The organism is Micromonospora sp. BL1 (assembly GCF_003667485.1).
GTDB lineage: Bacteria > Actinomycetota > Actinomycetes > Mycobacteriales > Micromonosporaceae > Micromonospora > Micromonospora tulbaghiae.
The window spans coordinates 1-20882 of the sequence record NZ_RCVK01000300.1; the positions used below are offsets into that span (position 1 = coordinate 1).

A 20882-nucleotide genomic window follows, 5' to 3' on the forward strand; every position below is an offset into this window, starting at 1 on the left:
GGGCTGTGGGGTGACGTCAACTCCTTGATCGTGTGGGCAGGTGGCGGGCGGCGTCGATGGGGCAGAGGGCCTGAGCAGGCCGGGAGCGGCGAGCAGTGGCGCTGAGGGGCGGGGTTTGTCCGGGCCTGTCCGGCATCTGATCACCGCTGAGTGACGCTGCAACTTCTCTCCGTCCGGGTGGTTTGATCATGACTCCTTGACCGAACGGCCCCTCGCGACCTAGCCTCGCCATACAGGCTCACTTTGCCCGACCAGCGCAGGCTAAGCGCACAACATAGATCTCGTAACAGAACAGCATCACTTTGGCCAGCTACACCGGCCCTTGACGGGCGCTCCGGAGACCCCGGAGCCTCCGACAACTGCAACCGGCCCGCCAGCGGTGCCCCACAGGGGACACCGCCGACGGAAAGCTGCCCACAGCCAGCCGCTCCGGTCGGGCGTCCAGAGCCGCAGGCGCGTGTCCTTCGCGCGTGTCCTGCGGCGCCGACGTTCAGGGGGAGGCGGCCATGGCAGGGCGGCACAGGTTCACCGGCGGTCTGCCACACGGCCCCGATCCCTCCCCGGAGGGTGACAGCCCGGCCACCGAGCCCCGCCGGGCCGGCAACGCCGGCCGAGCGACCGGGGCAGGGCGGTACGGGGACCCCGGCCGGGCCACCGGAGCAGGGCACGACACCGGAGCCCGGCGGGCGAGCGCGTCCGCGTACCGGTGCGGAGCGGCTCGATGAGCGCCTTCGACGTCGTCCTCCTTCTGGTCGTGCTGCTGCTGGTCGTGGTGGTGGTCGGCGCCGTGCTGTTCGGCGTGCGGACCCTCAAGCGGCTCAGCCTGGCGCCCGCACCGGAGGACCCGGCCTTCATCGCGGAGAAGGACCGGCAGGAGCAGTCCCTCGCGGCGTTGCGGACGGCCGCCGACGAGGTGAACAGCACCATCGACGTGGCGAAGTCCGCCGCCGCGGCGGCGCGGGCCGAGGCGGCTGCCGCCAAGGCGGAGGCGAAGGCGGCCCGGGCCGAGGCGCGGCGGGTGCTCGACGACGCCCGCGCCGAGGCGGACACGGTGCTGGAGCGGGCGCACAAGCAGGCCGAGGCGGACGCCGAGCAGTTGCGCGCCACCGCGCGGCGCAGCGGCGAGCGGGAGGTGGCGGTGCTGGCCGCCACCACCCGGGAGCAGGCCGCCGAGGTGGAGCGCCGGGCCGCCCGGATGGACGAGCGGGAGCGGCTGCACACCGAGGAGGTGGAGCGGCTGGCCGAGCGGGAGCGGCAGCTCACCGCCGCGACCGCGGCGCTCGCCGCCCGGGAGGCCGCCCTGGCCGAGCGCGAGCGGGCGCTGACCGAGGTGGAGGAGCAGCGCCGCCGGGAGTTGGAGCGGGTGGCGGGCCTGACCGCCGACGCGGCCCGCGCCGAGCTGGTCGACTCGATCGAGGGGCAGGCGAAGCGGGAGGCCGCGCTGCTGGTCCGGGAGATCGAGGCGGACGCCCGGGGCAGCGCCGAGCAGCGCGCCCGCAACATCGTGGTGGACGCCATCCAGCGGGTGGCAAGCGAGCAGACCGCGGAGAGCGTGGTCAGCGTGCTGCACCTGCCCGGCGACGAGATGAAGGGGCGCATCATCGGCCGGGAGGGGCGCAACATCCGCGCCTTCGAGTCGGTCACCGGCGTCAACCTGATCATCGACGACACCCCCGAGGCGGTGCTGCTGTCGTGCTTCGACCCGGTACGCCGGGAGGTCGGCCGGGTCACGCTGGAGAAGCTGGTGCTCGACGGCCGGATCCACCCGCACCGGATCGAGGAGGTCTACGACCTGGCCCGGCAGGAGGTGGAGGAGCTGTGCCTCCGGGCCGCCGAGGACGCGCTGGTCGAGGTCGGCATCACCGAGATCCACCCGGAGCTGGTCACGCTGCTGGGCCGGTTGCGCTACCGGACGTCGTACGGGCAGAACGTGCTGAAGCACCTGGTGGAGACCGCGCACATCGCCGGGGTGATGGCCGCCGAGCTGCGGCTGGACGTGCCGACGATCAAGCGGTGCGCGTTCCTGCACGACATCGGCAAGGCGCTCACCCACGAGGTGGAGGGCAGTCACGCGATCATCGGCGCGGACGTGGCCCGCAAGTACGGCGAGAGCGAGGACGTGGTGCACGCCATCGAGGCGCACCACAACGAGGTGCCGCCGCAGACCATCGAGGCGGTGCTGACCCAGGCGTCTGATGCCTGCTCGGGCGGGCGGCCGGGCGCGCGGCGGGAGAGCCTTGAGGCGTACGTCAAGCGGCTGGAGCGGATCGAGGAGATCGCGGCCGGCAAGCTGGGCGTGGAGAAGGTCTTCGCCATGCAGGCGGGCCGGGAGATCCGGGTGATGGTCAAGCCGGACGACGTGGACGACATCGGCGCGGCGGTGCTGGCCCGGGACGTGGCCAAGCAGATCGAGGAGGAGCTGACCTATCCGGGTCAGATCCGGGTGACAGTGGTGCGCGAGTCCCGGGTCACCGAGATCGCCCGCTAGACCGGCAAGACCGAGAACGGGCGGGTGGGGGAGAACCCCACCCGCCCGTTCTGTGTCCGTCGGACGACGTCAGCTCACAGCGGCGTGGCGCCGGTGCCACCGTCGGTCTGCGTGGCCGCCACCGGCTTGGCCGCGGTGCGCGGCAGCCGGGTCAGCCGCTTCTGCAGCCACCAGGCCAGCACCGACAGCAGGCCGCAGATGGCGATGTAGATGGCCGCGACGATCAGGTACGTCGGCACGTACGGCAGGCCGAACGCCAGCCGGCCGCCGATCTGCTTGCCCACGAACAGCAGCTCCGGGTACGTGATGATGAAGCCGAGCGCGGTGTCCTTGAGCAGCACGACGAGCTGGCTCACGATCGCCGGGAGCATCGACCGGAACGCCTGCGGCAGCAGGATCAGCCGTAGCACCTGGTTCTTGCGCATGCCGATCGCGTACGCGCCCTCGGACTGCCCGTACGGCACGGCGTTGATGCCGGCGCGGAAGATCTCCGCCAGCACCGAGCCGTTGTAGAGCGTCAACCCGATGACCAGCGCCCAGAACTTGTCGATCGGCCAGCCGTACTGCAGCGGCACGTAGTAGCCGAAGAAGATCAGGATCAGCAGCGGGATGGCCCGGAACAGCTCCACCACGAACGTGGCGGGCGCCCGGAAAAACACCTTGTCGCTGAGCCGGGCGCTGGCGAAGAACGCGCCGAACAGCAGTGCCAGCACGGTGGCGACGGCGGCGACCTTCAGCGTGGCCCAGAGGCCGTTCAGCAGCTCCCGCTGCACGGCCGCGTACTGGAACTGTTCCCACTTGCGGGCCTCGAACTGGCCGGTCTGGTCGAACTTGTAGACCACGAACGCGATCAGCGCGACGATCGCCGCGATCGAGACGATGCCGAGGATCCGGTTGCGCCTGCGGGCCTTCGGGCCGGGGATGTCGTAGAGGACGCTGCTGCTGCTCACCGGGCCACCGCCCACTTGCGCTCGAGGATCCGCTGGAGCACCACCAGCGGGATGATCAGGATCAGGAAGCCGATCACGATCCAGGTGAGCACGATGAACTGCGGCTCACCCCGCTCCGACATGTACGCCGGGATGGCGCCGGCCTCCAGCACGGAGAAGCCGGCGGCGATCGTGGTGTTCTTCAGCATGGCGATGAGCACGCTCATCATGGGCGGGACCATGGCCCGCAGCGCCTGCGGCAGCACGATCAGCGTCAGCACCTGGGCGAATGTCATGCCCAGCGCGCGGGCCGCCTCGGCCTGCCCGGTGGCCACCGTGTTCACGCCGGAGCGGACCACCTCGCAGATGAACGCCGAGGTGTACGCGATCAGCGCGATGCAGGCGCTGTTGAAGTAGTCGATGTTGACGTCCAGCTTCGGCACCGCGAAGACGAGGAACGCGAACACCAGCGTCAGGGGAGTGTTGCGCACCAGGTTGACGTAGGTGGCGCCGAACGCCCGCAGCGCGGGGACGGGGGACACCCGCATCGCGCCGAGCAGCATGCCGAGGACGAGACTGCCGACGCCGGCGATCAGGAACAACTTGACGGTGTTGTAGAACCCCTCGCGGAACAGGCTCGCGTTGTCCGTCAGGACGCGGAAGAACTCGCCCATACCTCGCTCTCACTCTCTCCAGACGGGACCGGGCGGGGAGGAGGACCTCCCCGCCCGGTCCGACGTCGGTGCGGACCGTCAGTACCGCTCGAGCTGCGGCGCAGTGGCCGGTGAGCCGGACTTGCCGAGCGTGCCGTCGTAGATCTTCTTCCAGGTGCCGTCGGTGAACGCCGCCTCGATCTGGTCGTTCACGTAGTCACGCAGCGCCTTGTCGTCCTTGGGCAGGCCGATGCCGTACTTCTCGGTGCTGAACGGCTGGCCGACGACCTTGAGCTCGTCCGGGTTCTGCGCGGCGTAGCCCTTGAGGATGGCGTCGTCGGTGGTCACCGCGTCGACCTTCTTGTCGAGCAGCTGCGAGACGCACTCGGAGTAGGTCTTGAACTCGACGATGTTCTCGCCCTCGGTCAGGCCCTCGTCGCGGATCTTCTGGATCGGCGTGGAGCCGGTGGCCGAGCAGACCTTCTTGCCCTTGAGCGTGTCCTTGCCGGTGATCGACGACTCGTCCTTGCGGACCAGCAGGTCCTGGCCGGCGACGAAGTACGGGCCGGCGAAGGAGACGTCGTTCTTGCGCTTGTCGGTGATCGAGTAGGTGCCGACGTAGTAGTCGATCTCGCCACCCTTGATCGCGGTCTCCCGGTTGGCGGAGGCGATCTCCTTGTACTCGATCTTCGCCGGGTCGACGCCGAGGGTGCTGGCGACGTACTGGGCGATCTCGATGTCGAAGCCGCAGCGCTTGCCCTGGGCGTCCTTGTAGCCGAGGTTCGGCTGGTCGAACTTGACGCCGATGACGACCTTGCCGGCCGACTTGATCTTCTCGAAGGCCGGGCTGCCGGCGACGTTGGCGTCCGTCTTGGGGGTGAAGGTCACGCCCGAGCTGCTGCAGCTGTCGCCCTGGGCTCCACCGCTGGCGTTGCCGCCGCCGCTGGGAGCGGGGTCCCCCTCCTTGCCACAGGCGGCCGCGGACAGGGCGAGCGAGGCCATCATGGCCACCGCCGCCACGCGCTTGTAACGCATACTCATCTCCTTCTTCGACGGAGTCGACGGGACGACTCCACTACGGACGCTCAGTGGGTGAGGATCTTGGAGAGGAAGTCCTTGGCCCGCTCGCTGCGCGGGTTCGCGAAGAACTCGGCCGGCGGCGCGTCCTCGACCAGCTTGCCGTCGGCCATGAAGATGACCCGGTTGGCCGCGTGCCGGGCGAAGCCCATCTCGTGGGTCACCACGACCATGGTCATGCCGTCGCGGGCCAGCGACGTCATCACGTCCAGCACCTCGCCGACCATCTCCGGGTCCAGCGCGCTCGTCGGCTCGTCGAACAGCATCGCCTTGGGCTGCATGGCCAGCGCGCGGGCGATCGCCGCCCGCTGCTGCTGACCGCCGGAGAGCTGCGCCGGGTACTTGTCCGCCTGGTTGGCGATGCCGACGCGGTCCAGCAGGGCCAGGCCGCGCTCACGGGCGGCGGCCGGCTTCTCCTTGCGGACCTTGACCGGCCCCAGCGCGACGTTCTCCAGGATGGTCTTGTGCGCGAAGAGGTTGAACGACTGGAACACCATGCCGACCTCGCTGCGCAGCTTGGCCAGGGGCTTGCCCTCGGCCGGAAGCGGCTGCCCGTCGAAGGTGATGGTGCCGGAGTCGATCGGCTCCAGCCGGTTGATCGTGCGGCAGAGCGTCGACTTGCCGGAGCCGGACGGGCCGATCACCACGACCACCTCGCCCCGGTCGACGGAGAGGGACACGTCGTCGAGCACGTGCAGCGGCCCGAACCACTTGTTGACCCCGTCGAGCACGATCAGCGGGTCGCCCGTCGTCACGTCGTCCACCGTCCCTGTCGTCCATGGCGGAATTCGGGGGTCGGTCGACCCCCGGTTGGGCAACTGTAGGCGGGGTGATGTGGCAGAACGCAACTCAGATGGTCACGGAGCGGTAACACCGGTCACGGGCGTACCGGCCCGTCCGAATTTCGTCACCCGAGGGTGGGCCGAGTGGCGCCGTCACCGCAGGCCCGAGATCATGAGGGGATGACCGACGCGATCCGGCTGACCGACTACGCCCGCGGTGGCGGTTGCGCCTGCAAGATCCCACCCGGCGAGCTGGAGGCGATGGTCGCCGGTCTCGGCGCCACCGGCGGCTCGGCCGACCTGCTGGTCGGCCTGGAGAACGGCGACGACGCCGCGGTGGTCCGGCTGGACGAGCGTACGGGCCTGGTGAGCACCGCCGACTTCTTCACCCCGGTGGTCGACGACGCCTACGACTGGGGGCGCATCGCCGCCGCCAACGCGCTCTCCGACGTGTACGCGATGGGCGGCACCCCGCTCGTCGCGCTGAACCTGCTCTGCTGGCCGCGCGGGGTACTGCCGCCGGAGATGGCCCGCGAGGTGCTGCGCGGGGGTCTGGACGTGGCCCGGGAGGCGGACTGCCACCTGGCCGGCGGGCACAGCGTGGACGACGACGGCCCGAAGTACGGCCTGGCGGTCACCGGCGTGGTCCGGCCGGAGGAGCTGATCACGCTCGACGCCGGGCGGGCCGGGCTCCCGCTGTCGCTGACCAAGCCGCTCGGGGTGGGCGTGCTCAACACCCGGCACAAGCAGACCGGGCAGCGCTTCCCCGAGGCGGTCGAGTCGATGGCCCGGCTCAACCGGGACGCGGCCCGCGCAGCGGTGGCCGCGGGCATCCGCTGCGGGACCGACGTGACCGGCTTCGGCCTGCTCGGGCACGCCTCGAAGCTGGCCCGCGCGAGCCGCCTGACGGTGGCGATCGACGCGGCGGCGGTGCCGTACCTGCCGGGCGCGCGGGAGGCGTTGCGCGACGGGTACGTCAGCGGTGGCACCCGGCGCAACCTGGAGTGGGTCATGCCGTGGACCGACTTCGGCGGTGCGGACGAGGGGGAGCGGCTGCTCCTCGCCGACGCGCAGACCTCCGGTGGCCTGCTGGTCGCCGGTGAGGTGCCGGGCGGCACGGTGATCGGTGAGCTGCTGCCTGCTTCGGAGCATCTGATCCGGGTGCGCTGAGCCTCGATTGTCGCGGCGCGGCCGGCCGTCGCCGCGGCACAGTACCCGATAAACTGTCATCTTCCAGCTACTCTGGGCAACGTCGCCCGAGGGAATTTTGCCCGGAATGGTCACAGACCGGTAACTTGCGCCCGGCTGAGGTCAAATGCACCCCACCATCGTCATTGAGGCCCGATCCGGAGGCCGGTGGAACGAGCGCAGCGAGGAGGCGGCATGACCGAGCTGTGGAACTGGAGAATCGACGGCGGCGAGCCGGTGGAGGTCTACCCGGCACTGGCCGAGGCGCTCGGCCGGGTGGTGATGCCCATGGCCGTCGCCGACCCGATGCGGCTCCCCGCGTACGCGGTGGTCTGCGACGTGTGGGAGGCACCCGGGCTGTACGGCACGGTGGTCGACTGTTACGGCGTGCCCGAGAGCCTGACCGAGCTGCCCGCGATCGCGGCGCTGGCCCGGCTGCTGGGCCGCAACTGCCTGACGCGTGACGACACGCTCGACGCCGGCCGGCACCTGCTGGTCGCGCCGGACGGCACGATCCGGCCGGTGCACTTCGACGTGGCCGACACCGACGACGGTGAGGTGCTCAGCCACCACCGGCTCTGCACTGTCGCCGACGCGCGCTGCCGGGGCTGGTCGCAGTGCCACCGCTCCCGGTGGGCCCCCGACACGGTCGCACCGGCGCTCGCCGCCGCCTGAGCGCGGACGCCGGCGGGCACCCGTGAGCGGTGCTCGCCGCCGTGTCCCCGCCGGCGGCGAGCGGTGGCGGCCCCGGCTCAGCCCCGGGCCGCCGGCTGCTGCCCCCGCACCACGAGCTGGTCGAGCAGCGTCGCGGTGGCGGCGGCCACGGCGTCCACCGCGGCGTCGAACGCGGCGGCGTTGTGGGCGGCGGGGGTACGGAATCCGGAGATCTTCCGGACGTACTGCAACGCGGCGGCGCGGATGTCCTCCTCGGTCACCACCGGGACGTACGGCTCACGCAGGGTCTTGATGCTCCGGCACACGGCTCCTCCTCGTTCGATCCGATCGGCTCCACCCGGATACGCTGTCCGGGTCATGACTACCGCAGCCGCGGGCAGCCCGCGCACCTACCAGGTGCGCACGTACGGCTGCCAGATGAACGTGCACGACTCCGAGCGCATCTCCGGCCTCCTCGAGGATGCCGGGTACGTGCGCGCCGCGGAGGCCGACGAGCAGCCCGACGTGGTGGTGTTCAACACCTGCGCGGTCCGGGAGAACGCCGACAACCGCCTCTACGGCAACCTGGGTCATCTGCGCCCCGTGAAGGCGAAGCACCCCGGGATGCAGATCGCGGTCGGCGGCTGCCTGGCCCAGAAGGACCGGGGCGACATCGTCCGCAAGGCGCCCTGGGTGGACGTCGTCTTCGGCACGCACAACATCGGCTCGCTCCCGGCGCTGCTGGACCGGGCGCGGCACAACACCGCGGCCGAGGTCGAGATCCTGGAGTCGCTGGAGGTCTTCCCCTCCACGCTGCCGACCCGGCGCGAGTCGACGTACGCCGGGTGGGTCTCGATCTCCGTCGGCTGCAACAACACGTGCACGTTCTGCATCGTGCCCTCCCTGCGCGGCAAGGAGAAGGACCGCCGCCCCGGCGACATCCTCTCCGAGGTGCGCGCGCTGGTCGACTCCGGCGTGCTGGAGGTGACGCTGCTCGGGCAGAACGTCAACTCCTACGGCGTCGAGTTCGGCGACCGGTACGCGTTCGGCAAGCTGCTGCGCGCCTGCGGCGACATCGACGGGCTGGAGCGGGTGCGGTTCACCAGCCCGCACCCGAAGGACTTCACCGACGACGTGATCGCCGCGATGGCCGAGACGCCCAACGTCTGCCACTCGCTGCACATGCCGTTGCAGTCCGGCTCCGACGACGTGCTGCGGGCGATGCGCCGCTCGTACCGGTCGGAGCGTTACCTGGGGATCATCTCCAAGGTCCGGGCGGCGATGCCGGACGCGGCGATCACCACCGACATCATCGTCGGCTTCCCGGGGGAGACCGAGGCCGACTTCGCCCGCACGCTCGACGTGGTGCGGGAGGCGCGGTTCTCGTCGGCGTTCACGTTCCAGTACTCCAAGCGCCCCGGCACCCCGGCCGCGACCATGGACGGCCAGCTGCCCAAGCAGGTCGTGCAGGAGCGCTACGAGCGGCTGATCGCCTGCGTCGAGGAGATCACCTGGGCGGAGAACAAGAAGCTGGTCGGCGAGACCGTCGAGGTGCTGGTGGCGGTCGGCGAGGGCCGCAAGGACGAGCGCACCGGCCGGATGTCCGGCCGGGCCCGCGACGGCCGGCTCGTGCACTTCGCCACCGGTGAGCTGGCCGGGCAGATCCGCCCCGGCGACATCGTGCACACAGTCGTCACGTACGCCGCCCCGCACCACCTGAACGCCGACGGCGCGCCGCTGGCGCACCGGCGCACCCGGGCCGGGGACGCGGCCGAGGCGGGGCAGGTTCCGCGTACCCCCGGGGTGCTGCTCGGACTGCCGACGGTCGGCGCGCCGGCCGCGGCGCCCGCCCCCGTCGGCGGCTGCGCCGCGCACTGAGCCGAGCGTGACGGCGGGGGCCGAGCGGGCCCCCGTCGTCACTGCCTCAGCAGGCGGTGCCGTTGAGCTTCACGCTGCCCGGCGTCGCGGCGGTGCCGTTGGCGGTGAAGCCGACGGTGACCGACGCGCCCGGCGCCAGCGACGACGCCCAGGCCGGCGCGGCCGCCGTCACAGTGGTGCCGGACTGCGTGACAGTGGCGTTCCAGCCGCTGGCGAGCGTCACCCCGGACGGCCAGGTCCACGTGGCCGACCACGGGTTCACCGCGGCGGTGCCGGTGTTCTTGACGGTCAGCTCGCCCTGGAAGCCGCCCGCCCAGGAGTTGATCTGCTTGTAGGTGGCGGTGCAGCCACCGGTCACCGGAGGCGGCGGGGTGGTCGGCGCCGGCGAGGTGTTCGGCGTGCCGGTGGGGGACGGGCTGGTGGTGCCGCCACCGCCGGTCGGCGGGATCAGGTACGGCGTCAGGATGTCCTGCTTCGGCTGGTTGATCGTGGTCCAGTCGTCGTTGGCGATGCCGCCGGTGTCACCCGAGTTCGGGTTCCACGACCAGTACGTGAACGACATGCCGTTCACGCCGGTGCCGGTGTACGCCATCAGGTTCTGCAGCCAGATCTTGTCCTTCGGGTCCTGGAGCGTGGTGCCGAACTCGCCCATCATGATCGGTGCGATGTTCTGCTTGTAGAGGTAGCCCCAGTACTTGTCCCAGATGGCCGGCATGTTCGCCGGGTACGACGGGTCGTCGAACCAGGCCTGCCGATAGACCGACGTGGCGTACTCGTGCGGCGAGTAGACCAGCCGGTTCGCCACGTTCAGCCGGACCGGGAACTGCCCGGCCTTGGACAGGTTGCCGCCCCACCAGCCGCAGTCCTCGTCGTTGCTGGGGTCGTTGTCCCAGACGTTCGACAGGCCGCCGCTCGGGCAGCTCACCCCCTCCACGAAGATCAGCCAGTTCGGCTGTACGCCGAGGATCGCGTTGCCGGCCCGCTCGGCGGCCAGCCGCCAGTCCCGGGCGGTGTCGCCGCAGCCCCAGCAGGCGCCGGTGGCGGCCGGGTTGGTGCCCTCGGCGTGCGGCTCGTTGTGCAGGTCCGCGCCGATCACAGTGGTGTTGCCGGCGTACCGCTGGGCCAGCATCTTCCAGTCGTTGATCCAGGTCGCCTCGGAGACGGTCGAGGTGTACCAGAGCGGCGACTGCCCGGCCGACGTGGGCCGGTGCCGGTCCAGGATGACCCGCATCCCCTTGCTGCCCGCGTAGTCGATGACCTTGTCGAGGATCTGCAACGGCGACAGCCCGATCAGGTCCGGGTTGACGAAGTCGTTGATGCCGGTCGCGGTCGCGCCGGACTTGAGCGCGTCGTTCGAGTACGGGATGCGCAGCGTGTTGTAGCCCAGCCGGGCCATGGTGTCGAGCTGCGAGCGCCACGGGTTGCTCGACCACAGGCCGTGGAACGTCTTGTTGTCGGTCTCCATCCCGAACCAGTTGATGCCGGTCAGCCGGACGGTCGCGCCCGTACTGTCGACGATCTTGTTGCCGCTGGTGTGCAGGTAACCGGTGCCGGTGCCACCGGCCGCCGCGGCGGCCGGTGCGGTGGAGACGGCGGCGGCGACGAGAACGCCGGCCGCTGCGGTGGCGAGCGCCGTCAGGGCGCCGCCGAGGGCGGTGCGTCGGTGCATGGAAGCTCCACTTCGGATGCCCGCGCCGCACGGGCGCCGCGGGCGGCAGGACCAGGAGGCACGTCCCGCTCGTCATCGAGTACGCGCGCAGCGCGCGCCGGGCCGTGTCGTGTGGACGGCCACCCGCGAGATGTCACACCGGCGATCGTCGACGGCGCAGATCAGCCGTCGGTGCCCTCGTGCCGGTGCCTGAACCTGGCTCCGCCGCTCATTCTGATCAGCCCACCTCGATGCGTCAACCCGGCCCGGACGCAGGTGAGCCCCCGGCCGACCCGGCCGGGGGCTCACCCGATGTGTCTGTCCGCCGGCCTGCCCGGCCGGGGTGCTTCCGTCAGCCGGCCTGCTCGGCGAGCTGGAGGAACTGCCGCTTCGAGGCGAGCGCCTGCTCGGCCTCCTTGATCCGGCGGGCGTCACCGGCGGCCTGGGCCCGGGCCAGCCGGTCCTCGGCCTCGGCGACCTGGGCGCGCATCTGCGCCAGCAGCGGGTTGTCCTCCTTGGAGGTGCGCCGCCACGCGGAGTCCATCACCTCGCGGACCTTGTCGTCCACGGCCCGCAGCCGGCGCTCCAGCCCGGCGGCGGCCTCGCGGGGCACCCGGCCGGCCTCGTGCCACTGCGCCTGGATCTCCCGCAGCTTCGCCTGGGCGCCCTTCGGGTCGCCGTCGACGTCCAGCGCCTCGGCCTCGGCCAGCAGCGCCTGCTTGCGCTCCAGGTTGGCGCGCTGCTCGTTGTCGCGCGCCGAGAAGACCTCGCTGCGGCGGGTGAAGAACTCGTCCTGCGCGGCGCGGAACCGTTCCCAGAGCTTCTGCTCGGCCTCCTTGGCGGCGCGCGGCGCGGCCTTCCACTGGGCCATCAGGTCCTTGAGCTGACCGGCGGTGACGCCCCAGTCGGTGGACTCCTTGAGCTTCTCCGCCTCGGCGACGAGCTCCTCCTTGACCGTCTGCGCCTGCTTGCGCTGCTGGTCGAGGGAGGCGAAGTGGGCGCCCCGGCGGCGGGTGAAGCCGTCCCGCGCGGCCGCGAACCGCTTCCACAGCTCACCGTCGGTCTTCTTGTCGACGCCGCGGATGGTCTTCCACTCGTCGAGGATCTCCTTGAGCCGGTCACCGGCGGTCTTCCAGCCGGTCGACTCGGCGGCCAGCTTCTCGGCCTCCTCGACCAGGGCGGTCTTGCGCGCCAGCGCCTCGCCCCGGGCGGCCTCGCGGGCCGCCTTGGCCTCGCCGGCCTTCTCCTCGGCGACGGTGGCCAGCTTGTCCAGGCGGGCGGCCAGGGCGTCGATGTCACCGACCACGTGCGCCTCGGCCAGCGACCCACGGATCCGGCGGATCGTGGTCAGGGAGTGGCCGGCATCAGCCGCGCCCGAGTTGAGCCGCGCCTCGGTCAGGTCGACCTCGGTCACCAGATCGGCGTAGCGCCGGGCGAAATGGGCGAGCCCTTCCTCCGGTGCCCCTGCCTGCCAGGATCCGACCACCCGCTCGCCCTCGGCGGTCTTGACGTAGACGGTGCCGTCCTCGTCGACCCGTCCGAAGGCAGTCCAGTCGCTCATGTGCCCATCCTCGTTCTCCCGGCGTCGAGGGGACAGCCCCCTCGTTCGCCGCCACGGCGCAGCAAACTTTCTCCCGGCATTGTCACAGGTCCGCCCCCGTCCGTGTCGAGCGCCTGTCGCCGACCGTGACCATACGGTGTTGTACGCCCCCGATGACCGGATCGGCGCGGGGACGCACCGGGGGACCCCGATAGGTTTGGGGGCGTGCCCCTGGTCGCCGCCGCCGTCTGCCCCCACCCGCCGTTGATCGTGCCCGAGTTGGCCGGCGCCGCCGCGCCCGAGCTGGACGACCTGCGCGCCGCCACCGACGCCGCCGTCGCCCGGCTGCTCGCCGCCGAGCCGGAGGCGATCCTGCTCGTCGGCGGCGGGCCGGAGACGGTCCGGTTCAACGCCGCCGACTGGGGCTCGCTGCGGCGCTTCGGGCTCGACCGGCCGGTGCGGCTGTGGAAGACCTCCTGCTCCGGTGGCGAGGTCCTGCCGCTGAGCCTGACGATCGGCGCCTGGCTGCTGAACCGCTCCGGCACCGAGCTGCCCCGGCTGGCCCGCTCCGTGGCGCACGACGCCACACCGGCGGAGTGCGCGGCGTTCGGCGCGAGCCTGATCCTCGACGACGATCCGCGGGTCGCGCTGCTCGTGCTCGGCGACGGGTCCGCCTGCCGGGGCGTCAAGGCGCCGGGGTACGACGACCCGCGCGCCGAGGCGTACGACGAGGGGGTCGCCGCGGCGCTGGCGGTCGTGGACGCCGACGCCCTGCGCGGCCTGGACCCGGTGCTGTCCGCCGAGCTGCGGGTCGCCGGGCGGGCGCCGTGGCAGGTGCTGGCCGGCGCGGTCGGCGCGGCGGGCGGCGACTGGCGCGGCGAGCTGAGCTACCACCGCGCCCCCTACGGCGTTGCCTACTTCGTGGCGAACTGGGAGCGGTCGTGACAGTCGTGGCGGTGGTCGGGCCGACCGCGGCCGGGAAGTCGGCGCTGAGCATCGCGCTGGCGCACGCGCTCGACGGCGAGGTGGTCAACGCCGACTCGATGCAGCTCTACCGGGGCATGGACATCGGCACCGCCAAGCTGACGCCGGCCGAGCGTGAGGGCGTGCCGCACCACCTGCTGGACATCTGGCCGGTCACCGAGCCGGCCAGCGTCGCGGAATACCAGACGCTGGCCCGCGCGGCGGTCGACGACATCCTGGCCCGGGGCCGGGTGCCGCTGCTGGTCGGCGGCTCCGGGCTGTACGTGCGGGCGGTGCTGGAACGGTTCGAGTTCCCCGGCACCGACCCGGCGCTGCGGGAGCGGCTGGAGGCGGAACTCGCGGCGGTCGGCCCCCTGCCGCTGCACGCGCGGCTGACCGAGGCCGACCCGGGCGCGGCGGCGAGCATCCTGCCCACCAACGGGCGGCGGATCGTGCGGGCGCTGGAGGTGATCGAGCTGACCGGCGCGCCGTTCACCGCGTCGCTGCCGTCACCCACGCCGTACTACCCGTCCGTGCAGCTCGGCGTCGACCTGGACACCCCGCTCCTGGACGAGCGGATCGCGCTGCGGGTGGACCGGATGTGGGCCGACGGACTGGTCGACGAGGTGCGGGCGCTGGTCGGCGAAGGGCTGCCCGAGGGGCGGACGGCCAGCCGGGCGCTCGGCTACCAGCAGGTGCTGCGGTTCCTGGCCGGCGAGATGACCGAGGCCGAAGCGCACGAGGAGACGATCCGCGCCACCCGCCGGTTCGTGCGGCGGCAGCGTTCCTGGTTCCGGCGTGACCGGCGCATCCACTGGCTGGACTCGGCCTCGCCCGCGTTTCTCGACACTGCCCTGCGGGTGGTCGCCGAGCATCGGCGATGATGGGGGCGTGGAGTTCACCAAGGGTCACGGCACCGGCAACGACTTCGTCATCCTGCCCGACCCGGACGGCGCCCTCGACCTGACACCCGGCCTGGTCGCCGCGCTCTGCGACAGGCGGCGCGGCCTCGGCGGCGACGGCGTGCTGCGCGTCGTACGGGCCGCCAAGCACCCCGAGGGCGTCGCGCTGGCGGGCGAGGCCGAGTGGTTCATGGACTACTGGAACTCCGACGGCTCGTTCGCCGAGATGTGCGGCAACGGGGCCCGCGTGTTCGTCCGCTACCTGCTGGACCGTTCGCTGGCCGCCCCGTCGGGCGGGACGCTGCCGATCGCGACCCGCGCCGGCCTGGTGCGGGCCCGCGTCGAGGGCACGGACGTGGCGGTCGAGATGCGCCGCCCCCGGCTGTACGACACGGCGACCGCCGCGCTCGGCGGGCTGACGCTGGCCGGCACCGCCGTGGACGTCGGCAACCCGCACCTGGTCTGCGCGCTGCCCGCCGCGCTGGAACTCACCGGGCTGGACCTCACCCGCGCGCCCGAGGTCGACGTCTCGGCGTTCCCGTCCGGGGTGAACGTCGAGTTCACCACGCCGGGCGAGCCGGTCGACGGCACCGACGGGCACGTGCTGATGCGGGTGTACGAGCGCGGCTCCGCCGAGACGCTCTCCTGTGGGACCGGCGCGTGCGCGGTGGCGGCGGTGGCGTTGCGCGACGCCGGCCTGGACACCGGCACGGTGTCTGTCGACGTGCCCGGCGGTCGGCTGACGGTCACCGTGACGGCCGATTCGTGCTGGCTCTCCGGCCCGGCGGTCCTGGTGGCGACCGGCACCCTGACCCCGTCCGCCCTGACTCCCTGACCGTTCCCGCCTTCGGTGCCTCTGCCGGTTGATCAAGGAGTTTGTGGCGGATTTCCAGGCTCTGGTGACGCGAACTCCTTGGTCAACACCCGGGCTGAGTGGTGTTTCGCGGGCCGGCCGTCCCGTGCTCGGTGCCCTGCCGTGCTGCCGCCCGCATGATCAACACCAGTTCGGGGATGTGGTGGTGTCGTGGGGCCTCTGATGCCACCACCCCGGCGAAGTGGTGTTGATCAAGGGTGCTGATGCCACCACTTCGGGGAAGTGGAGTCGATCAAGCGGCGGCGATGGGTCCTTCTGCCTGACTTGTCCCGTCAAGGCGAGCCGCTGCTGGAGATCTTGGAAGATTCGGGCCCCTCTGAGGGCCGTTTCCTTCCAAGATCTCGTGTGGACGCGCCGGGGACGCCTGACTGTGCGGCTGCGGGTGCGCACGCGCGTGCGCCGCCCCGGTGGGAGGTGTTGCCCCGCGAAGCGCCCCCGCGAGGCGGTGCCCTGTGAGGCGGTGCCCCCAGCAGGAAGGTGCCCATGAGAGGGCGCTGGCCTGTGCAGAGGCGCCGCGAGGGGCTGGGGCGTGCCTGGGTCAGGGGGTGGCGCTGGCGTTGGCGGCGATCTCGGGAAGGTCGGCCGGGCCCGGGTCGGCCGCCGGGGCCGGCGTGGCGGCCGGGTTCTGGGCGGCGGCCCGCACCGCGGCGGCCACCGCCGGGGCGACCCGGGAGTCGAAGACGCTCGGCACGATCACCGTCGGGTTGATCTTGTCTTCGCCGACCACGTCCGCGATGGCCCGGGCGGCGGCGAGCGCCATCTCCTCGGTGAACTCCTCGGCGTGCGCGTCGAGCATGCCGCGGAACACGCCGGGGAAGGCGAGCACGTTGTTGATCTGGTTGGGCTGGTCCGAGCGGCCGGTGGCGACCACTGCGGCGTACTTGCGCGCCTCCCGCGGGTCCACCTCCGGGTCAGGGTTCGCCAGCGCGAAGACGATCGAGTCCTTCGCCATCGCGGCGACGTCCTCGCCGGTGAGCAGGTTCGGCGCGCTCACGCCGATGAACACGTCCGCGCCGCGTACCGCCCCGGCCAGGTCACCGGAGTAGTTCTCCTTGTTGGTGTTCTCGGCCAGCCACTGCCAGGCCGGGTTGAGGTCCGGCAGGCCGCGGTGCAGGGCGCCCTGGCGGTCGTACGCGATGATGTCGCCCACGCCCTGACGCAGCAGCAGCTTCATGATCGCGGTGCCGGCCGCGCCGGCGCCGGAGACCACGACCCGGACGTCCGCGAGCTGCTTGCCCACGACGCGCAGCGCGTTCGTCAGCGCGGCCAGCACGCAGATCGCGGTGCCGTGCTGGTCGTCGTGGAAGACCGGGATGTCCAGCGCCTCGCGCAGCCGGGCCTCGATCTCGAAGCAGCGCGGCGCGGCGATGTCCTCCAGGTTGATCCCGCCGTACGCGGGCGCGATCGCCTTGACGATCGCCACGATCTCGTCGGTGTCCTGGGTGTCCAGCACCACCGGCCAGGCGTCCACCCCGCCGAAGCGCTTGAACAGCGCCGCCTTGCCCTCCATCACCGGCAGCGACGCGGCCGGCCCGAGGTTGCCCAGGCCGAGCACCGCGGTGCCGTCGCTGACCACGGCGACGGTGTTGCGCTTGATGGTGAGCCGGCGCGCGTCGGCCGGGTTCTCCGCGATCGCCATGCAGACCCGGGCCACACCCGGGGTGTACGCGCGGGACAGCTCGTCGCGGGTGCGCAGCGCGACCTTCGGGGTGACCTCGATCTTGCCGCCGAGGTGCAGCAGGAAGGTGCGGTCGGAGACCTTGCGCACGTCCACCCCGTCGAGGGCGGTGAGCGCGTCGACGACCTGGTCGGCGTGGCCGGCGTCGGCGGTGTCGCAGGTGAGGTCGACGATCACGTGCGCGGGGTCGGAGTCGACCACGTCCAGCGCGGTGACGATGGCCCCGGCCTCGCCGGCGGCGGTGGTGAGCCGGCCGATGGAGGTGGCGTCGGCGGGTACCGCGATCCGGATGGTGATGGAGAATCCGGCACTCGGCAGTCGTGTGTTGGCCACGAGAAACTCCTCCGTCGGCGCTGAGCGGCTCGACTGGCATTTCTACTCGCCTGCCCAGGTCGCCCGGCATCCGCCCCCGCTACCAGTGGGTAGCGTCGCGGGCATAACACACGTGCGCCCGGCGTTGTCACATGTCAGGATTGCTGTCACGCGCCGAAAATTCTCGGCGTTGCACATAACGGACAGGAGACGCAGTTTGCGCGAGCAGGAGACCTTCCATCCCTACACCGACGACGAGTTCGACGCCACCACCGGCGAGTACGAGCTGTCGGAGCGGCAGGCGCTGCGGCGGGTCCCCGGCCTCTCCACCGAACTCACCGACATCACCGAGGTCGAATACCGCCAGCTCCGGCTGGAGCGGGTCGTCCTCGTGGGGGTCTGGACCGAGGGCACTCAGACCGACGCCGACAACAGCCTCACCGAGCTGGCTGCGCTGGCCGAGACGGCCGGCTCGCAGGTGCTCGAAGGGCTGATCCAGCGTCGCCACCGGCCCGACCCGGCCACGTACATCGGCCGGGGCAAGGTCGACGACCTGGGCGCGGTGGTGCTGTCGACCGGCGCCGACACGATCATCTGCGACGGTGAGCTGTCGCCGTCGCAGCTGCGCAACCTGGAGCAGCGCACCAAGGTCAAGGTGGTCGACCGGACCGCCCTGATCCTCGACATCTTCGCCCAGCACGCCAAGAGCAAGGAGGGCAAGGCGCAGGTCGAGCTGGCCCAGCTCGAATACCTGCTGCCGCGCCTGCGCGGCTGGGGCGAGACGCTGTCCCGGCAGACCGGTGGTAGCGGCCGCGGCGGGGGCGCCGGCGGCGGCGTGGGTCTGCGTGGTCCCGGTGAGACCAAGCTGGAGACCGACCGGCGGCGCATCCGCCACCGCATCGCGCGGCTGCGCCGCGAGATCAAGAGCATGGCGACGGTACGCCAGACCAAGCGCGCCCGGCGTACCCGTAACGCGGTGCCCGCGGTGGCCATCGCCGGCTACACCAACGCCGGCAAGTCCAGCCTGCTCAACCGCCTGACCGGTGCGGGCGTGCTGGTGGAGAACGCGCTGTTCGCCACGCTGGACCCGACCACCCGCCGGGCCACCACGTCCGACGGGCGGCTCTACACGCTGTCCGACACGGTCGGGTTCGTCCGGCACCTGCCGCACCAGATCGTCGAGGCGTTCCGCTCGACGCTGGAGGAGGTCGCCGACGCCGACCTGGTCGTGCACGTGGTCGACGGCACGCACCCGGATCCGGAGGAGCAGGTCCGGGCGGTACGCGAGGTGCTCGCCGAGGTGGGCGCCGACCGGCTGCCGGAACTACTGGTGGTGAACAAGACCGACGCCACCGACGAGGAGACGATGCTGCGGCTCAAGCGGCTCTGGCCGGACGCGGTCTTCGTCTCCGCCCACAGCGGGCGCGGGATCGACGAGATGCGCGAGGCCGTCGAGCGGCGGCTGCCCCGGCCGGCCGTCGAGGTGCGCGCGGTGCTCCCGTACGACCGGGGTGACCTGGTCGCCCGGGTGCACCGGCAGGGTGAGGTGCTCAGCACCGCGCACCTGCCCGAGGGCACGCTGGTGCACGTGCGGGTCAACGAGGGGCTGGCCGCGGAGCTCGCGCCGTACCGGGCGGGTGACCGGCTGACCAGCGACGAGCGGGTGGGCGCCGGGCGGTGAGCCGTCCGGCGTCACCCGCCGGAAACCCGTGCCGTGCGACACTGAGCGTCATGCGGCACGTTGTCTCCTCGGTCACGCTCGCGCTCGGCCTGGTCGGCGCGGTCGTGGCGCCGGCCGGGCCGGCCCCGGCGGCTCCCGCCGCGGCCCCCGTGCTGGCCGCGGCTCCCAAGAAGAAGTGCACGGTCGAGGACGACCGGCTCCGCGAGCTGTCCGGCCTGGTGGCCACCAGCAGCGGGTACGTCGTGATCAACGACGGCTCGGACGACCCCAGCCGCAAGCGGGTCTTCTATCTGGACACCAAGTGCAAGGTCGACAGGGAGGTCCGTTACTCCGGTGACGGGCCGCTCGACACCGAGGACCTGGCGCTCAGCCCGGACCGCAAGACGCTCTGGATCGCCGACACCGGCGACAACGTGGAGAAGAAGACCCGCCGGGAGCGGGTCGCGGTCTGGACGATGCCGCTGAGCGGCTCGAAGCAGCCGGTGCTGCACCGGCTCAGCTACCCGGGCAAGGAGCCGCACGACGCGGAGGCCCTGCTCGTCGGCGACGACAACATGCCGCTGGTGATCACGAAGGAGCTCTCCGGCAAGTCGGAGATCTACACCCCGACGGTGAAGCTGAAGACGAGCGGCGACACCGAGGCGATCCCGATGAAGAAGGTCGGCGAGGTCACGCTCCCGGAGACCAGCACCGAGAATCGGTTCGGCCGGACGGGGCGGGCGCTCGTCACCGGCGCGGCCCGCTCGCCAGACGGCAGCAAGGTCGTGCTGCGCACGTACGCCGACGCGTTCGAGTTCGACGTGGCCGGCGGCGACATCGTCAAGGCGCTCACCACCGGCAAGCCCCGGGTCACGCCGCTCGCCGACCCGTTCGGCGAGGCGATCTCCTACACGCCGGACGGCAAGCTGTTCGTCACCGTCTCCGACGGCGGCACGCTCGACGAGTCGGACCCGATCGACATCCTCACCTACACCCCGTCGACCACCGGCGCCGAGGCGCTGCCGAACGGCGGCAAGGCCGACACCAAACCGGCCGCCCAGAAGTCGTGGCTCGAAGGGCTCTCGCTCGACGAGATCACGTACCTGATCGCGGCCGTCGGGGTGCTCGGCGCGCTCCTGGTCGGCGCGGGTGTGTTCGGCATCCTGCGGGCGCGGCGCAAGCCGGCGCCCCGGGCGCCGGCCGACGAGCCCGAGCGCAGCGGCGAGTTCCCGGTGAACAACGGCTTCCCGTCGGGCGAGCGGCCGGCCGCGCCGCGCGGCGGTGTCTACGGCGGCGGTCAGGGCGGCGTGTACGGCGGCGCGGCCAACGGCGACCGCCCGGCGTCCGGCGGTGTCTACGGTGGTGGCCGGCCGGGCGGCGGCGTGTACGGCGGCGGCCCGCAGGACGGTGGCCGTGGTCAGGGCGGTGGCCGTCCTCCGGGCGGAGCCCGTCCGCCGGGTGGTGGCGGCGTCTACGGCGGCGGTGGTGCCCCGGCCGGCGGCGGAGGGCGCGGCGGCGTCTACGGCGGCGGAGGCCAGGGTGGACCGGGCGGCGGCGCGGGCCAGGGTGGCCCCGGTCGTGGCGGCCCGGGTGGCGGCGGCCAGGGCTGCGGCGGCCCGGGTGGCGGCTACGGCGGCGGCCCGGGCGGGGCCGGAC

Annotated in this window: 17 protein-coding genes; 9 read left to right on the top strand and 8 right to left on the bottom strand. The window is 72.1% G+C overall.

The features are described from left to right. Positions 1–721: 721 nt before the first annotated feature. The gene (gene rny, locus EAD96_RS22485) at positions 722–2488 is read left to right on the top strand and encodes a ribonuclease Y (RefSeq protein ID WP_121685685.1); all 1767 of its coding nucleotides are present in this window, start codon (positions 722–724) and stop codon (positions 2486–2488) included. 74 nt (positions 2489–2562) lie between these two features. Here rny and EAD96_RS22490 read toward each other — a convergent pair whose 3' ends face one another. From EAD96_RS22490 to EAD96_RS22505, 4 genes are all read right to left on the bottom strand, one after another. After that, positions 2563–3438, bottom strand: a complete 876-nt coding sequence (locus EAD96_RS22490; RefSeq protein WP_121685690.1) for an amino acid ABC transporter permease — start codon at positions 3436–3438, stop codon at positions 2563–2565. Continuing rightward, entirely contained in the window at positions 3435–4091 is a 657-nt protein-coding gene (locus EAD96_RS22495) for an amino acid ABC transporter permease (protein WP_013284735.1), read from the bottom strand. Before EAD96_RS22495 ends, EAD96_RS22490 begins: the two co-directional genes overlap by 4 nt. Positions 4092–4169: 78 nt before the next feature. After that, the gene (locus tag EAD96_RS22500; RefSeq protein ID WP_121685686.1) at positions 4170–5105 is read right to left on the bottom strand and encodes a glutamate ABC transporter substrate-binding protein; all 936 of its coding nucleotides are present in this window, start codon (positions 5103–5105) and stop codon (positions 4170–4172) included. A gap of 50 nt (positions 5106–5155) precedes the next feature. Next, on the bottom strand, positions 5156–5911 hold the full coding sequence (locus tag EAD96_RS22505; RefSeq protein ID WP_120571055.1) for an amino acid ABC transporter ATP-binding protein: 756 nt from the start codon (positions 5909–5911) through the stop codon (positions 5156–5158). A gap of 198 nt (positions 5912–6109) precedes the next feature. Between EAD96_RS22505 and selD the strand changes: the two genes are divergently transcribed. Further along, positions 6110–7099, top strand: coding sequence for a selenide, water dikinase SelD (gene selD, locus EAD96_RS22510; protein ID WP_120571054.1), 990 nt, complete (start codon positions 6110–6112; stop codon positions 7097–7099). Positions 7100–7312: 213 nt separating this feature from the next. After that, a complete protein-coding gene (locus EAD96_RS22515) occupies positions 7313–7792 on the top strand; it encodes a hypothetical protein (RefSeq protein WP_018785973.1) in 480 nt (159 codons plus the stop codon). A gap of 77 nt (positions 7793–7869) precedes the next feature. Here EAD96_RS22515 and EAD96_RS22520 read toward each other — a convergent pair whose 3' ends face one another. Further along, positions 7870–8097: a DUF2277 family protein gene (locus EAD96_RS22520; protein WP_013284740.1), complete on the bottom strand. Its 228-nt coding sequence runs from the start codon at positions 8095–8097 to the stop codon at positions 7870–7872. Between the two features lie 52 nt (positions 8098–8149). Between EAD96_RS22520 and miaB the strand changes: the two genes are divergently transcribed. Further along, a complete protein-coding gene (miaB, locus tag EAD96_RS22525) occupies positions 8150–9649 on the top strand; it encodes a tRNA (N6-isopentenyl adenosine(37)-C2)-methylthiotransferase MiaB (RefSeq protein ID WP_121685687.1) in 1500 nt (499 codons plus the stop codon). Positions 9650–9695: 46 nt separating this feature from the next. On the opposite strand, the gene EAD96_RS22530 is transcribed toward miaB, so the two are convergent. Both EAD96_RS22530 and EAD96_RS22535 read right to left on the bottom strand, forming a co-directional pair. Beyond that, on the bottom strand, positions 9696–11318 hold the full coding sequence (locus EAD96_RS22530) for a cellulase family glycosylhydrolase (protein WP_120571051.1): 1623 nt from the start codon (positions 11316–11318) through the stop codon (positions 9696–9698). A gap of 331 nt (positions 11319–11649) precedes the next feature. Then, entirely contained in the window at positions 11650–12858 is a 1209-nt protein-coding gene (locus EAD96_RS22535; RefSeq protein WP_120571050.1) for a DUF349 domain-containing protein, read from the bottom strand. Positions 12859–13062: 204 nt separating this feature from the next. Between EAD96_RS22535 and EAD96_RS22540 the strand changes: the two genes are divergently transcribed. Genes EAD96_RS22540 through dapF form a run of 3 tightly spaced genes read left to right on the top strand, consistent with a single transcriptional unit; the run spans position 13063 to position 15537 of the window. Then, positions 13063–13782, top strand: coding sequence for a hypothetical protein (locus EAD96_RS22540; RefSeq protein WP_121685688.1), 720 nt, complete (start codon positions 13063–13065; stop codon positions 13780–13782). Continuing rightward, a complete protein-coding gene (miaA, locus tag EAD96_RS22545; RefSeq protein WP_121685689.1) occupies positions 13779–14684 on the top strand; it encodes a tRNA (adenosine(37)-N6)-dimethylallyltransferase MiaA in 906 nt (301 codons plus the stop codon). The genes EAD96_RS22540 and miaA overlap by 4 nt, the downstream gene beginning before the upstream one ends. Positions 14685–14691: 7 nt before the next feature. Next, positions 14692–15537 (top strand): diaminopimelate epimerase, encoded by an 846-nt coding sequence (dapF, locus tag EAD96_RS22550; RefSeq protein WP_120571048.1) that lies wholly within the window; start codon positions 14692–14694, stop codon positions 15535–15537. Positions 15538–16114: 577 nt separating this feature from the next. On the opposite strand, the gene EAD96_RS22555 is transcribed toward dapF, so the two are convergent. Continuing rightward, a complete protein-coding gene (locus tag EAD96_RS22555) occupies positions 16115–17587 on the bottom strand; it encodes an NAD-dependent malic enzyme (RefSeq protein WP_120571047.1) in 1473 nt (490 codons plus the stop codon). A gap of 196 nt (positions 17588–17783) precedes the next feature. Between EAD96_RS22555 and hflX the strand changes: the two genes are divergently transcribed. Together hflX and EAD96_RS31030 are read left to right on the top strand one after the other, a co-directional pair. Then, entirely contained in the window at positions 17784–19247 is a 1464-nt protein-coding gene (hflX, locus tag EAD96_RS22560) for a GTPase HflX (protein WP_120571046.1), read from the top strand. Positions 19248–19297: 50 nt separating this feature from the next. Next, the coding region (locus tag EAD96_RS31030; RefSeq protein ID WP_158614810.1) for a hypothetical protein at positions 19298–20882 on the top strand (1585 nt) is incomplete at its 3' end.